Raw genomic sequence first — 15,514 nt, 5'->3', positions numbered from 1 at the left:
CAAATTTTATCACAAGGAAATATAATATGCTAAAAATTTCATCACTTTGTGAAGAAAGATTGGATATTTTTTTATCAGACATACTTAAGCAAAGTCGTTCGCAAGTTGCTAAACTAATCAAAGAAAACTGCATATATATTAATGAAAAATTAGAAAATAAAAGTTCTAAAAAAATAAAACAAAAAGATGAAATAAGTATTTTTTTACCTTTAGTAAAAGAAGCCAAAGAAAGCTACACGCCTGAGTTTGATATAGAAATTTTATATGAAGATGATGATGTTTTAGTTTTAAACAAAGCTCCTAATGTTGTCGTGCATGGTGCAAGTAGTGTTAAAGAAGCGACTTTGGTGGATTGGCTTTTGCATAAGGGCTATGTTTTATCAAATTTAAATGGAGAGCATAGAGCAGGGCTTGTGCATAGACTTGATAAAGGCACAAGCGGAGCTATCATCATAGCAAAAAATAATCAAGCACATCAATTTTTAGCAAATCAGCTTTTAGATAAAAGTATGGGAAGATTTTATCTTGCTTTGAGTGACTTGCCTTTGAAAAATGATAAAATGAGTAATGAAAAAGCCATTATGCGTTGTCCTAATAATAGGCTTAAAAAAATTACTACAAATACCAAAAATCATTTAGCAAAAAATGCAAAAACAGATTTTATAAATTTATTAAGTGCTAAAAACTGCTCTTTAATAGCTGCTAAATTATATACAGGAAGAACCCATCAAATCAGGGTGCATTTGGCAGATTTTAATCGCTATATTTTAGGAGATGAATTATACGGATATAAAGGAAAAATAAAGTATAATAGAGTAATGCTTCATGCGTATTTGATTTATTTTATTCATCCTAGGACTAAAGAGTTAATGTTTATAAAAGCTCCTATGTTTGATGATTTTTATCAAATTTTAAAAGAAAATTTTACACAAGGAGAGATAGATGAAAAAACTTCACTGGATTATCTTAAGTTCTGCTTTGGCTTTTAGTGCTTGTAGTACAACTATGAGTTCGCCTCAAATTGCTCAAGTAAATGATACTTTACCAAAAATTTCAAATATTAAAAGTATAAGTGATATTACAAGCATAGCTTTTGAATGGGAACCTTTGTATGATCAAAATATAGCAGGCTATTACATTTATAGAGCAAATGCAGCTGGTGCACCTATGGAGCTTATAGCAAAAATTAAAAATAAATTTCAAACTCATTATACTGATACAAATTTAGAGCCAAATACAAGATATTATTATTCTATGAAAACTTTTAATGAGCTTGGACAAGTTTCTCAAGATGGCGTGAGTATAGAAGCTTTTACCAATAGAGTGATTGATCCAGTGCCTTTTGTGCAAGCTATTGTGGGTTTGCCAAATCGTGTAAAAATAGTTTGGAGACCACACCCTGATGTAAGGGTAAATTCATACATCATTGAGCGTGCAAATATGAAAGATATGAAATTTAAAGAATTAACTAGGGTTAAAAATCGCTTAAGTGCTGAATATATAGATGATTCACTAAAGCCTGATGAGAGTTTTCAATATAGAATCATAGCTTTAACTTATGATGGTATTAAAAGCACTCCAAGTAAAATAGTAGAATCAACCACCAAAGCACTTCCTCCTATGGTAAGTAATTTACAAGCAAGTAAAGATGCGCCAAGAAAAATCATTTTAACTTGGGATAAAATTGATTATGCTGATTTTGCTTATTATAAAATTTATTCTAGTTCAACTACCTTTTTACCTTTTAGCGTGGTAGCTAAAACTTCTGAAAATACTTATGAAGATGTAGTTAAAGGTGTGGCTGAAAAAAGATATTATAAAGTGAGTATGGTCGATAAAGATGGCTTGGAAAGTCCTATAGCAAGTGAGCCTGTAGAAGGTATTACCTTAGGGGCACCATTAGCACCAAGTATTATTTTATGTGCTGTTGAAGATGATGGTATTAGAGTTGAATGGGTTGATAATGATGATAGAGCTAAAGAGTATATAGTTAAAAGAAGCGGTGGTGGAAGTAATGCTGTGTTTAAAGAGATTAAATCTAAACAATTAAAAGATATCACAGCTGTTCCTGGAAAAGTATATAGTTATGAGGTTATAGCAATTGATGCAAATGGTATAGAATCAAAAGCTTCTGATAAATTTACAGCGGTGAAATAATGCCAAATTTTAAGTGTAAAATTTTAAAAGAAATTCAACTTCCTTTTGAAAAAGATGGGGTTGAATTTTTATGGCTTGCTAAAGGTGAAAATGTAGACTTGCTTTTTACGCGCATAAAGCAAGAAAACTTTTTTTTGCAGATTAAAAAAGATGAAAAAAAACAAGAATGGCTTATTAAAGGTGAAAAACACACTAAGCCTTCGCAAATTGGATATTTGCAAAAAGCTTTACTTGTGTTTAAAGAAAACTTTACTCAAGATGTAGTTTGTGAAGCTGTGGCGTTAAAACATACAAGGTTAATCCAAAAAACACCTTTAATTGCCAATGATTTAAAAGAATTACTAGAGCAAATAAAAAACAAAAAGCAAATTTTTATTGAAATAGGCTTTGGAAGTGGTAGGCATTTGCTTTATCAAGCAAGATTAAATCCTGATGTTTTGATTATAGGTATAGAAATTTACACCCCTGCGTTAGAGCAAGTAGCTAAACTTGCCTTAAGTGAAAACTTAAATAATGTTTTATTAATAGAAACTGATGCAAGATTATTACTAAGCGTACTTGAGTCTAACTTGATAGATAAAATCTTTTTGCATTTTCCTGTTCCTTGGGATAAAAAGCCTTATCGTAGGGTAGTGGGGTTAAATTTTGCAAATGAATGCGCTAGAGTTTTAAAAGAAAATGGGCAATTTGAACTTAGAACAGATAGTTTTTTGTATTTTGATTTTACCCTAGAAACTTTTTTGAATTTTTCTCATTTGAAGGCCTTGATTAAGAAAAATGAAAATTTAGAAATTTCAAGCAAATATGAAGATCGCTGGAAAAGACAAAATAAAGATATATATGATTTAATCATTAGTGGTTTTAGCAAGAGTGAAAGTTTAAGCAAGGATCAAAAATTTGCCATTGAAGATTTAAGATTAAACGCAGAAGAATTAGCTTGTATAAAAAAGAATTTTAAAAATGAAGTTTTTAAGGGTGAGGATTTTTTCTTGCATTTTGAAAAAATGTACATTAAAGATGATGAGCTTATCATTAAAATAGCTTTTGGTGCTTTTTATAAGCCTGAGCATGTTTATATAGCTTTAAACGCACAAAAGATAGAATTTATTTTTGAACAGCCTTTTAAAACTAAAGAAAATTTAAAAGCTATAGAAAAATTAAGAGAAATATTGTATTCTTATATCAAATAATCATTTATAAAATAAATAAGGAAAAGCAGTGATGATAGAAGCTAAAAAGCTTTGTCTTGGTTATGATGAACTTGTTATAGAAAATGCTAGTTTTTCGCTAAAAGATAATGATTTTGTTTTTATTACAGGAAAAAGCGGTAGTGGAAAGTCAACTTTGTTAAAATCTTTTTATGGAGATTTAGAGCCAATAAGTGGGAATTTAAAAGTTTGTAATAATGATTTAGTGGATATTTCTAATGCTGAGCTTTTACAGCTTAGGCAAAAAATAGGAATTATTTTTCAAGATTATCGTTTAGTTCAAGAATTTAGTGTAGAAAAAAATGTAATGCTACCTTTGATGATTAAAGGTTATAGTAAGAATGTATGTAAAGAACAAGCCGCAAAGCTTTTAAAGCATGTAAATTTAACTTTCAAAGCTGATAAGAAGCCAGCTCAGCTTTCAGGTGGAGAGCAACAACGCGTGGCTATGGCAAGAGCTTTAGCACATAATCCAAAATTACTCTTATGTGATGAGCCAACGGGAAATTTGGATGAGTATTCTTCAGATATTATATGGACTTTATTAAAATCAGCTAGAGAAATACTTGGAACTTGTGTAGTGGTTGTTACGCATAGAATTCCTACTAATTTAAGACTTGATTATCGTCGTTTTAATATAGAAAATGGGAGAATGAATGAAATCTTTTAAAAATCATCTTTCTTTAATATTTGCTTTAATGGTAATGATGTTTGCTTTTGAGTTTTTAATCATTACAAACAAAACTATAGAGCATTATGAAAAACTTTTAAATAAAGATTATAATATTATTTTAGTAGGTAAAACTCATTTAGATAAAAAAGGCATAGAAGATCAGGTAAATCATTTTCAGTCTTTAGAAATTTTAAATCCAAATGAAATGATAGATAGACTTAAAAATGATATATCAGCTAAAAATATAGAAGTTTTAAAGGCTACATTGCCAAAATTTTATACTTTAAAACTCAATAAACTTTTATCAGAAGATGAGCTAAATACTTTAAAAGATAAGCTTTTAAAAAATCCTAATATTACTAGAGTGGAGACTTTTGCTAAAACGCATACAAAAATTTACAAACTTTTGGTTTTAGTGAAATTTTTATTATGGTTTTTCTTGTTTATTATAATATTGCTTAGCTTTGTATTATTGCTTAAGCAAATGAAAATTTGGCTTTTTGAGCATACTCAAAGAGTAGAAATCATGTGTTTACTTGGAGCACCGTTTTGGTTTAGATCTTTTATGCTTTATAAGATTGTTTTTATTGATTGTTTTATAGCATTTTTATTGCTTGTATTATTTTTTACCCAAGTTTATGATCTTGAATCCATTAAACTAGCCTTACAAAGTGTGGACATTAGCTTACCTAAAATAAGTATTTTCACACATTTGTTTTTGATTTTTTTAGCAATGCTTTGTGTTTGTTTTGCTTGTGTGAATTTTGTAATGTTTAAGGTTAGAAAATGAAAAAATGCTTTTTGCTTTTTTTGTTTTCTTTTTCTGTTTTATTTGCAAATGAAATTGCACAAAAACAAAAAGATATTAAAGAAAATGAGCGCATAGTAAAGCAACTTTCTAAAAAGTTAGAGGATTTAGCTAGTGAAATTTTAGATAATGAAAAAAATCTAAAAAAAATTGCTTCAGAAATTAGCACTTTAACTTCAAAAACTTCTAAACTTGAAAGTTCAGTAAAAACTCAAATAAAAGCGCTAGAGCAGCTCAATGCGCAAAATAAAGATCTTTTGCAAAATAAAAACAAAATAGAAGGGAAAATTATTGATTTAATTGCTAAAGATTTTGCTTATGATTTGGCAATTCCTAAAAATTATATTGAAAGTGAAGATAGTATTATAGCTTTAGAATTAGTTGGGGTTTTGGATAAAATTTTCAAAGAAGAATTTTATCAAATTTCAAAAGATTATGAAAATATAAGTAAAAAAATAGAAGAAAAGCAAACTCAAATTACTACAATTAATAATAATTTAAAAGCCTATAAAGATCAAATCGATGAGCTTAAAAATCTTAGAAAAAAGCAAGAACAAGAAATAGCTAAGCAAAAAACAGATAAAGAAATTTATACTAGAAAACTTTCTAATTTACAAGCCCAACAACAAGAATTGAGAAAAACACTTAATAAATTAAAAATTATTAAAGAAAAAGAAGAAGAAAAATTAGCACAAAAAAAAGAAGATAAAAAACCAAGCTCAAATGTTAAACAAGTAGGCTCAAGTTATCAAACCAGCAGTGTTAAGCGCTATAGCGGTCCTAAGACAATCGCCCCTTTAGAATCTTACACGGTAAAGCAAAAATTTGGAAATTATATAGATCCTATTTATAATATTAAAATTTATAACGAAAATGTAGTTTTAAAAAGTGATAGTGCTAATGCTGCAGTAAGAAATGTCTTAGATGGTAAAGTAGTTTTTGCAAAAGCAACTCCAACTTTAAAACAAGTTGTGATTGTTGAAAATAAAGATGGTATACATACTATTTATGCGCATTTAGATAAAATTGCACCTGGTGTTAAAGTGGGTAGAAATATCAAAAAAGGTTATATTATAGGTAGGGTTGAAAGTGATTTAACTTTTGAAGTAACACAAAAGAATTTTCATATCAATCCTTTAGAGATGATTAAATAAATTAGTTTTTTTTAATGCGAATTTTGATATAGTTTCAAATCAAAGGAGAAATTTAATGAACAATAAAAGAAAAAGAGTATTGGTTAAATTTTCTGGAGAAGCTTTGGCTGGAGAAAATGGGTTTGGTATAGAAAATTCTATTTTAAAATACATAGCTTCTGAAATAAAAAGCTTGATTAATGAAAATGTTGAAGTAGGTATAGTAATAGGCGGTGGAAATATCATTAGAGGGGTATCTGCTGCAAGAGATGGACTTATAAAAAGAACAAGTGGTGATCATATGGGTATGCTTGCTACTGTGATTAATTCTATAGCTATGCAAGAAGCATTAGAAAGCGCTGGACTTGATGTAAGGGTTCAAAGCGCTATTCAAATGGAAGCATTCTGTGAAACTTATATCATGAGAAGAGCACATAGACACTTAGAAAAAGGACGTATAGTTATTTTTGCTTGTGGTACGGGTAATCCTTATTTTACTACAGATACTGCTGCGACTTTAAGAGCGGTAGAAATTCAAGCAGATATGATCATTAAAGCGACTAAAGTAGATGGAATTTATGATAAAGACCCTAAAAAATATGATGATGCAATTATGCTAAATGAATTAAGCTATGAAAGAGCTTTGCATGATAATATCAAAGTTATGGATGATACTGCAATAGCCTTAGCTAAAGATAATGCTTTACCTATTGTGGTGTGTAATATGTTTAAAGAAGGAAATTTATTAAAAATCATCCAAGGCGATATGAGTTTATGCTCTATTGTTAAAAATCAAGATTAAGGATAAAAATGAGAGTAGAACAAATAGCTGCAAAAGCATTAAAAAAACTAAAAGATGATAGATATAAACTAGCTCTTGTAGTAGCTAAAAGAGCTGAAGAGCTTGCAAATGGTGCAGAACCTTTGGTAAATTTAGATAAAAATAAATACAAATATACCGACATTGCTTTACATGAAATAGCAGAAGATAAAATCGTTTTAGAGGGATTTATTGAAGCTAGTAAATGATGAGTTATTGTTAGATAAACTTGTTGATGATGTTAAAAATTGTAAGGATTTACAAAGAGCAAAAGAAATCCTTTTTATGGTCTTCCCACAATCTGCTGTTTTAGAAAAAGCAGTAGATTTTTGTATCCAAAAACACGAAGGACAATTTAGAAAAAGCGGAGAACCATATGCAGTTCATCCTATATTAGTGGCTTCTTTTGTGGCTTTTTTAAGTCCAGTGCAGTCTATGATCATAGCTGCATTATTACATGATGTGTTAGAAGATACAAATTGCGATGAAGAAGAATTGAGTTTAAATTTTGGTGAAGAAGTCACCAAATTAGTTCAAGGCTTAACCAAAATAGTCAGTATTAGAGAAGATCATCTTACACGCTCTAATTCTAATGAAAAGCTTGCAAAATCCGCTTTGACTTTTAGAAATATGCTTTTAGCTGGTGTTGAAGATGTGAGCGTGCTTGTAATAAAGCTTTGTGATAGATTGCACAATATGCTTACTTTAAATTTTTTAAGAGAAGATAAACAAAAAAGAATCAGCGAAGAAACCTTGGTGGTATATGCACCTATAGCTCATAGACTTGGAATTTCAAGTATAAAAAATTTGCTTGAGGATTTAAGTTTTAAGTTTTTATTACCTGATGAATATGCACAAATTGATAATTATATAAATGCAAAAGATCAACAAATTCAACTTGGATTTAATGAATTTATCTCAAAAATAGAAATGTTATTTTTGGAAAATGGGTTTAGACAAGGTAGTTTTGTTATACACAAAAGAATCAAACATAATTATTCTATTTATTTAAAAATGCAAAGAAAAGGTGTAGGACTTGATGAAGTTTTAGACCTTTTGGGTGTAAGAATTTTGGTTGAAAAAGTTTATGATTGTTATTTGGCTTTAGGAATTTTACATACACATTTTAATCCTTTAATTTCAAGATTTAAAGATTATATAGCTTTGCCAAAACAAAATGGTTACCAAACCTTACATACAACACTTTTTGATGCAAAAAATATCATAGAAGCTCAAATTCGCACCTTTGATATGCATAAGACTGCTGAATTTGGTGTGGCAGCGCATTGGAAATATAAAGAAGGAAATATAACAACACCAAATTTAGATTGGCTTGCAGATATTTCTATGCATGGTAAAGAAGATGGCAATGCTGTGCAAGATTGTGATGCTATCGAACTTTATGAATATGCAAAAGATAGTTTATATATAGAAGATATAGCAGTATATTCTCCAAAGGGTGAAATTTTTACCTTGCCGCGCGGGGCTACGGCTTTGGACTTTGCTTATGAAGTTCACACCAAAGTAGGACTTCATGCAAAAACTGCGTTTGTTAACCGCATGAGAGTACCACTTTTAACCGTGCTTAAAAATGGAGATATAGTTAGCATTGAAACTTCCGAAGAAGAATTTTTTAGATGTTCATGGATAGATAGCGTTAAAACAGGAAAGGCTAGAGCTAGTATAAGAGATTTTTGCAAGCAAAAGAAAAAAGAATTAAATAACAAAATTGCTGTTAATCTTTTATCTACTGTTTTTAATAAAGATTCTAAACTTATAGAAGAATGGCTTGAAAAAGAAAATTTTAATAAAAAGCTAAGACAAATTGCTTTGGATTTTAATTATTTTAAAGATGTAATTATTGCTCTAAGAAAATATATGGGGCAAAATCAAGCAGCTAAATTTGAACAAAATGAACAAAAATTTGAAAGCATAGTGATTGGTTCTAATTATAAAATAACCACGATTAATTTTGATTATTGTTGTAGGCCTAAAAGAGGAGATGAAATCATTGCTTTTAGACATTCAACTGGAGCAACGATACATCATAAGCTTTGTGAACAAGCAATGAAAATGATAGAAGATAACAAAGAAATGGTTTTTGTTTTTTGGAATGATAGTTCGATAAAAAGTTACAAAATCATCGTTTCTATAGAAAATAAAAAAGGTTCTTTAGCAGATTTTCTAACTACTTTAGCTAAAATGCAGATTAATGTTTTAAGTATTAACTCAGCTGATTCAGAGCCAGTCGTTGCAAATTATTTTGAAGTACAAGTTGAGTTACCTAATAATATAGATCTTGAGAATGCAAAAGAAAGATTAAAATCTAGATATAAAATTTTAGATTTTACATCTTTAAATGATGCATATAATAATCACTAAAAAAGGTTTTTTATGGATATTAATGAAATTATTAAAGAAATTAAACGAGGAATAGCAGAAATTATTGATGAAGAAAGATTAGTTTCTTTAGTAAAAAATTACTATGAAAAAGGTGAAAATTTTTTTGTAAAGGCTGGTTTTGATCCTACGGCTGCTGATTTGCATTTGGGTCATACTGTGGTTTTGAGCAAAATGGCTTTGCTTCAAAAACATGGGGCTATAGTGCAGTTTTTAATAGGTGATTTTACTGCTCAAATTGGAGATCCAACAGGAAAAAGTGCTACAAGAAAAAAACTTGACAAAGAAGAAGTACTTAAAAATGCTAAAACTTATGAAGAACAAGTTTTTAAGATTTTAGATCCAAATAAAACTCAAATTCATTTTAATTCTAAATGGCTAAATGAGCTTGGTGCTGCTGGTATAGTAGAGCTTACTTCGACTTTTAGTGTTGCTAGAATGCTTGAGAGAGATGATTTTACTAAGCGTTTCAAAGAACAAAGCCCTATATCAATTTGTGAGTTTTTATATCCGCTTTTGCAAGGTTATGACAGTGTTGCATTAAAAAGTGATATAGAAATGGGCGGTACGGATCAAAAGTTTAATCTTTTAATGGGTAGACAGCTTCAAAGAGTATATAATTGTCAAAAAGAACAAGCGGTGATGATGATGCCATTGCTTGAAGGCCTTGATGGTGTAAATAAAATGAGTAAAAGCTTGGGAAATTATATTGGTGTAACTGAAAATGCCAAAGATATGTATGCTAAAGTTTTGAGTATTAGTGATGAATTGATGTTTAGATATTATGAACTTTTAAGTGAAAAAAGCTTAAATGAAATTTCACAAATAAAAGATGATATTAAAAATGGCTCATTGCATCCTAAAAAAGCTAAAGAAAATTTAGCTTTAGAAATTACTGCGCGTTTTCACTCAAGCGAGTGTGCTTTAAAAGCTAAGGAAGAATTTGACAAAGTCCATAGCGCAAAAGAACTTCCTAGTGATATGCCAAGTTTTACTTTAGAAGGTAGTATTTGGCTTGCAAAAGCTATAGTAGAGTGCAAAATGGAAAGTTCTACTTCAGCTGCTAGAAGATTGATTAATTCAAATGCAGTAAGTGTTAATGGAGAAAAAGTTCAAGATGAACAATTCCAACTAGAAAGCGGTGAATATATTTTACAAGTTGGAAAAAGAAAATTTGCAAAATTAAAGGTAATATGATGAGTTTTAAAGCTTTAAAAATTGGAAAGCATGAGATAAAATATCCTATTTTTCAAGGTGGCATGGGACTTGGTATAAGTTGGGACAAACTTGCTTCTGCAGTTTCTTTAAATGGTGGATTAGGGATTATTTCTTCGGTAGGAACTGGATATTATGAAAATAGAACGCATATAGATAAAGAGTTCAATGCAAAGCCTTATGGTAGTGATAATTTTTACTCAAAAGCAGGCCTAAAAGCTTTGATAGATAATGCTAGAAAGGTTTGTAAAGATGCACCTTTAGGCTGTAATATTTTATATGCAAGTAATAATTATGCGCAAATTGCTCGTAATGCTTGTGAGGTTGGTTTTAATGTGATAGTTTCAGGAGCAGGGCTTCCTACAAATTTGCCTGAATTTACACAAGATTATCCTGATGTTGCTTTGGTGCCTATTGTATCATCGGCTAAGGCTTTAAAAATTATCTGCAAAAGATGGCAAAGCAGATACAATCGCTTGCCTGATGCAGTTATAGTTGAAGGGCCAAAAAGTGGTGGACATCAGGGTTTTACTTATGAGCAATGTTTAATGGATGAATATCAGTTAGAAAATGTAGTACCACAAGTTGCACAAGAAATTAAAAACTGGGGAGATATACCATTAATCGCTGCGGGTGGAATTTGGGATAAGCAAGATATAGAAAAGATGATGTCTTTAGGAGCAAGTGGCGTTCAAATGGGAACTCGATTTATAGGAACTTTTGAATGCGATGCTAGTGATGATTTTAAGCAAGTATTGCTAGATTGTAAAAAAGAAGATATTGAGCTTTTAAAATCTCCAGTTGGCTATCCTGCAAGAGGGGTAAGAACTAATCTTTTAAATTTAGTAGATAAAAGAATGGGGCCAAAAATTTCTTGTGTGAGCAATTGTGTTGCACCATGCGGTAGAGGCAAGGAAGCTACTAAGGTGGGTTATTGTATAGCAGATAGATTATATGATGCTTGGAGCGGTAAAAAAGAAACAGGCTTATTTTTTACAGGGGCTAATGGATATAGACTAGATAAGCTTATTAGTGTAGAAGAGCTAATGAAAAAATTAGTTAATGGCGAAGATGCTTAGAATATTTTTTATTTTTTTATTATTTTGTTTTAGTGTTTTTGCTAATGCAGAAGTTAAGAAATTTGATCAAAATTTCTTAACTTCTAATTCAGAAGAAAAACTACAATTACACCAGCAGTTAAAATCTTTGTATATACAAAGTGTGATTAATGATAATAATGAAGAAAAAAATGAGATTTTAAAAAGATTAATCATAAGTTCAAATTCTTTAGGCTTTGATGATAAAGCTTATGTACAAGAGCTTAAAGAAAGTGGAGTGAGTGAAGAAGAAATTTCGCGTTTAAAAAATGCTTTAAAAGTTATACAAGATCAAAAAATAAAAAAAGAACAAACAAAAATTGAAACCAATACCACATCACCTATTAATAAAAAAGAAGATAAAAAAGAAGATAAAAAAGAAGATAAAAAAGAAGATAAAAAAGAAGATAAAAAAGAAGATAAAAAAGAAGATAAAAAAGAAGATAAAAAAGAAGATAAAAAAGCTCCGGTGCAAAAAGAGCTTTTTGTGCTTGATGTAAAGAAATCAGACAATGGTATCTTACTTGATTTAAGTGAAAAAATCAGCCAAAAAGACATTAAAAACTTTACTCTCAAAGGCGATAAGAATTTTCGTTATGTTGCAGATTTTGATGGGATTTTAAAAGGACCTAAGAGAACTTTTGAATTTAAAGATTTTGATATTATCGTATCGCAATTTAACCCAACAAGTATGCGTTTGGTCTTAAGTTCAAAAAAAGAATTAAAGATCAAAATAGAGCTTAAAGATCAAAGTCTTTTTATGGGACTTGAAAAAGTAGAAAAAAAAGAAGAACCCAAACCTATAGTTACAAAACAAAATGAAATTAAAAAAACAGAAGTAAAAAAAGAAGTTGTTAAAAATGAGCCTTTATATATTTTAAAATCAAGTAAAGATAAAAATGGTGTTAATTTAAAATTAAACAATGATATTGATATTGAAGATATTAAAATCAATTCTTTTAAAGATGGTAAAACATATCGTTCTATTGTAAGCTTTGAAGCTATTTTAGAAGGCGATAGAAAAAAAATCGATATCAATAAAAATCAATCCATCACAATAGTGCAGTTTAATAAAACTACAGTAAGAGTTGTTTTAAATTCTACTAGTGATTTTAAAACTAATCTTGATTTAGATGATGAGGAATTATTTATAGGCTTTGAAAAAAAGGTTAAGAAAGCACCGACAAAAACTACTTCAAAAACGGCAAAAGCTACCGTTAAAAAATCAGGTAAAATCATAGTAATTGACCCAGGTCATGGAGGTAAAGATCCAGGTACTTTGGGTGATAAGGGTGTTAGAGAAAAAGATGTAGTTTTAAGTGTGGCTTTAAAACTTGGTAATGAGCTTAAAAAACGTGGATATAGAATTTATTATACTAGAAGTACAGATAAATTTATAAACTTAAGAGATAGAACCTCTATGGCTAATGAAAAAATGGCGGATTTATTTATTTCTATCCATGCAAATGCAGCTCCAAATAAACAAAGAGCTAAAACTTTACAAGGTATTGAAACCTTCTTTTTATCGCCTGCAAGAAGCGAAAGAAGTAAAAAAGCTGCTGAGTTGGAAAATCAATCCGATTTTGAAGAGATGAATTTCTTTTCAAAACAAACCTTTTTAAATTTTTTAAACCGTGAAAAAATCGTTGCTTCAAATAAATTAGCTATTGATGTTCAAAAAAAGATTTTAAGTAATGTAAGAAAAAAATATAAAGTTGTGGATGGTGGAGTTAGAGAAGCTCCATTTTGGGTTTTAGTGGGTGCGCAAATGCCTGCTATATTGATTGAGACAGGTTATATTAGTCATCCTAGTGAAAGGAATAGATTAACAAATAAAAATTTCCAAGAATTATTAGCTATTGGTATTGCTAATGGCATAGAGAGTTATTTTTATAAAAATCAATGAAAAAAGCAAATATTATCATTAAAAACAATGCGCCTTTTTCTTTAGATTTTGATGATTATTATTTTAATTCTAGCGATGGTTTAAGCGAGAGTGAATTTATCTACACTAATGCTTTTGAATTTCAAACAAAACAAACTATCATTGCAGAGCTTGGTTTTGGTATAGGTTTAAATTTTTTCCTTACTTTAAAGCGTTTTATAAAAGAAAAAAAAGAAAATCAAAGACTATTTTATCTTAGTTTTGAAAATTTTTATATAGAAAAAGAAACATTAAGAGAAATTTATAAAAATCTTGGTTTTTATGAGGAATTTAAAGAGCTTTTAGAACAGTTTTTAAAATTTTATCCCCCATGTAAAGATGGAGTTTATAGATTTTATTTTCAAGATTGTTTTTTAGATTTGGTATTTGGCGATGCTAAAGAAAAGTTGCAAAATTTAGACTTTAAAGCTGATGTTTGGTATTTAGATGGTTTTGCTCCTGCTAAAAATCAAGAGATGTTTGATGAGGATATTATAAACAAAGTTGCCAAAAATTCAAAAATAAATGCCAAGATTTTGACCTTTTCCTCTGCAAGCATTTTAAAAAAAGCTTTAATTAATAATAATTTTCAAGTACAAAAAATTAAAGGTTTTAGAAAAAGGGAAATGATACAGGCTGTTTTTAATGGCCTTGAGTTTGAAGATAAATTTGCTTATTTTAGTACTCCAAGTTTAAAAAAAGAGATACAAAAAATAGCCATCATCGGAGCAGGTATAGCCGGAGCTAGTATAGCTTGTGAGCTTTCTTTAAGAAATGTTCAAGTAGATGTTTTTGAAAAAGAAAATTCATTAGGAAAAGGTGCTTCTGGAAATATCAATGGAATTTTAAGCTCTTTGATTTTAAAACCTGATGTTTTATTGGGTGAGTTTTCACAATATGCTTTTTTAGAGGCTAGTAGATTTTATAGGCAAATTTTAAATTTAATTCCACAAGGGGTTTATGAATTTGCTCATAATGAACTTATGCAAGAGCGTTTTGATAGTCAAAAAGATAATGTTTTATTTGAAATTATTAACAATCAAGCTTTTTTAAAAGATGGAGCATGTATAAAACCCCAAGAGCTTGTTAAAATGCTTTTGCAAAAAAGTAAGGCTAGGGTATTTTTTGAGCATGAATTTAAAGATTATTCTTATGAAAATGAAAAATTTTCTTTGCAATTTAGCAATCAAAAAACATTAAAAGATTATGATGTGTTAATTTATGCTCAAGGCGCTGATATTAAGAATTTTTTAGAGTATAAACATATGAAATTAAGCAGTGTTAGAGGACAATGTACTCATTTAAAACCATTTTTAAAAAATTCTCATGCTTTATCCTCAAAAGGCTATATTTGTCCTATCAATGAAGAATTAAATTTGCAACTTATTGGTGCAAGTTATGATAGGCTTAATCAAGATATAACGCTTTTAAAAAAGGATGATTTGCAAAATATTGAGAATATAAAAGAATTTTTGCATGTTGAAAATTTAGAAATTATGGGTGGAAAAGTAGGATTTAGATCATATTCTAGTGATAGATTTGCCATAATAGGTCAAGCCTATGATGAAAATTTTTATATGCAAAGTTATAAGGCGCTTTTATGGCATAAAAATAAAAGTCAAGTAGCACCAAATGATTTTATTCCTTTGTATTTTTCTATTGCTCATGGATCTAGGGCTTTTGCTAGTGCTATTATTGGAGCTAGAATACTTAGCGCATTAATCTTTGATGAGCCAAAAATAGAAAAAGATTTTTTACATGCTACTCATCCTGCAAGATTTTTAATCAGAATGTTAAGAAAAGGAAAAAATTAAATTTAAGTGTTTAAATGCTTCAAACTCCCGATATCCCAACACATTCAAACGTTCATAATACCTTATTATTATACTAATATTTTATTATTGTTTATTTTTAAGCTTAAATTTATAAATATAGTATTAACATTACTTTGTTGTTGAAAAGTTATTTGTAATTCATACTAAAAATATAAATATAGTATTGATTGCAATATTATAAACATATACAAAAAGGATTTACATGTTAAGATTTTTATCTAAAAAACACCTCATGGGGGGGGGG

Annotated in this window: 13 protein-coding genes; all 13 read left to right on the top strand. The window is 29.2% G+C overall.

Annotation, left to right across the window (positions count from 1 at the left end):
- Positions 1-26: 26 nt before the first annotated feature.
- The 13 genes from L8X36_RS05710 to mnmC are packed head-to-tail and all read left to right on the top strand — an operon-like array spanning position 27 to position 15,249.
- Positions 27-989 (top strand): RluA family pseudouridine synthase, encoded by a 963-nt coding sequence (locus tag L8X36_RS05710; RefSeq protein WP_263682974.1) that lies wholly within the window; start codon positions 27-29, stop codon positions 987-989.
- A complete protein-coding gene (locus L8X36_RS05705; RefSeq protein WP_214126385.1) occupies positions 943-2,157 on the top strand; it encodes a fibronectin type III domain-containing protein in 1,215 nt (404 codons plus the stop codon). The genes L8X36_RS05710 and L8X36_RS05705 overlap by 47 nt, the downstream gene beginning before the upstream one ends.
- On the top strand, positions 2,157-3,347 hold the full coding sequence (gene trmB, locus L8X36_RS05700) for a tRNA (guanosine(46)-N7)-methyltransferase TrmB (RefSeq protein ID WP_263682973.1): 1,191 nt from the start codon (positions 2,157-2,159) through the stop codon (positions 3,345-3,347). Before L8X36_RS05705 ends, trmB begins: the two co-directional genes overlap by 1 nt.
- 31 nt (positions 3,348-3,378) lie before the next feature.
- Positions 3,379-4,035 carry a cell division ATP-binding protein FtsE gene (locus L8X36_RS05695; RefSeq protein WP_039625813.1) on the top strand — a complete coding sequence of 219 codons (657 nt, stop codon included), beginning with the start codon at positions 3,379-3,381 and terminating at the stop codon, positions 4,033-4,035.
- Positions 4,022-4,828 carry an ABC transporter permease gene (locus tag L8X36_RS05690; protein WP_263682972.1) on the top strand — a complete coding sequence of 269 codons (807 nt, stop codon included), beginning with the start codon at positions 4,022-4,024 and terminating at the stop codon, positions 4,826-4,828. Before L8X36_RS05695 ends, L8X36_RS05690 begins: the two co-directional genes overlap by 14 nt.
- On the top strand, positions 4,825-6,000 hold the full coding sequence (locus tag L8X36_RS05685) for a murein hydrolase activator EnvC family protein (RefSeq protein WP_263682970.1): 1,176 nt from the start codon (positions 4,825-4,827) through the stop codon (positions 5,998-6,000). The genes L8X36_RS05690 and L8X36_RS05685 overlap by 4 nt, the downstream gene beginning before the upstream one ends.
- Before the next feature lie 55 nt (positions 6,001-6,055).
- Positions 6,056-6,781 (top strand): UMP kinase, encoded by a 726-nt coding sequence (gene pyrH, locus L8X36_RS05680; RefSeq protein ID WP_039628219.1) that lies wholly within the window; start codon positions 6,056-6,058, stop codon positions 6,779-6,781.
- 8 nt (positions 6,782-6,789) lie between these two features.
- Positions 6,790-7,008, top strand: a complete 219-nt coding sequence (locus L8X36_RS05675; protein ID WP_039618002.1) for a DNA-directed RNA polymerase subunit omega — start codon at positions 6,790-6,792, stop codon at positions 7,006-7,008.
- Positions 6,992-9,181, top strand: a complete 2,190-nt coding sequence (locus tag L8X36_RS05670; RefSeq protein WP_263682968.1) for a RelA/SpoT family protein — start codon at positions 6,992-6,994, stop codon at positions 9,179-9,181. The genes L8X36_RS05675 and L8X36_RS05670 overlap by 17 nt, the downstream gene beginning before the upstream one ends.
- Positions 9,182-9,193: 12 nt before the next feature.
- A complete protein-coding gene (gene tyrS / locus L8X36_RS05665; RefSeq protein ID WP_263682967.1) occupies positions 9,194-10,396 on the top strand; it encodes a tyrosine--tRNA ligase in 1,203 nt (400 codons plus the stop codon).
- Positions 10,396-11,493: a nitronate monooxygenase gene (locus L8X36_RS05660; protein WP_039628221.1), complete on the top strand. Its 1,098-nt coding sequence runs from the start codon at positions 10,396-10,398 to the stop codon at positions 11,491-11,493. The genes tyrS and L8X36_RS05660 overlap by 1 nt, the downstream gene beginning before the upstream one ends.
- Entirely contained in the window at positions 11,486-13,417 is a 1,932-nt protein-coding gene (locus tag L8X36_RS05655; protein WP_263682965.1) for an N-acetylmuramoyl-L-alanine amidase family protein, read from the top strand. Before L8X36_RS05660 ends, L8X36_RS05655 begins: the two co-directional genes overlap by 8 nt.
- Entirely contained in the window at positions 13,414-15,249 is a 1,836-nt protein-coding gene (gene mnmC / locus L8X36_RS05650) for a bifunctional tRNA (5-methylaminomethyl-2-thiouridine)(34)-methyltransferase MnmD/FAD-dependent 5-carboxymethylaminomethyl-2-thiouridine(34) oxidoreductase MnmC (protein WP_263682963.1), read from the top strand. Before L8X36_RS05655 ends, mnmC begins: the two co-directional genes overlap by 4 nt.
- Positions 15,250-15,514 lie beyond the last annotated feature (265 nt).

Origin of the sequence: Campylobacter sp. CNRCH_2014_0184h (assembly GCF_025772985.1) — a bacterium.
Taxonomy (GTDB): Bacteria; Campylobacterota; Campylobacteria; order Campylobacterales; family Campylobacteraceae; genus Campylobacter_D.
Note: the sequence above shows the minus strand (reverse complement) of the source record. Positions and strands in the feature narration are given on the sequence as shown.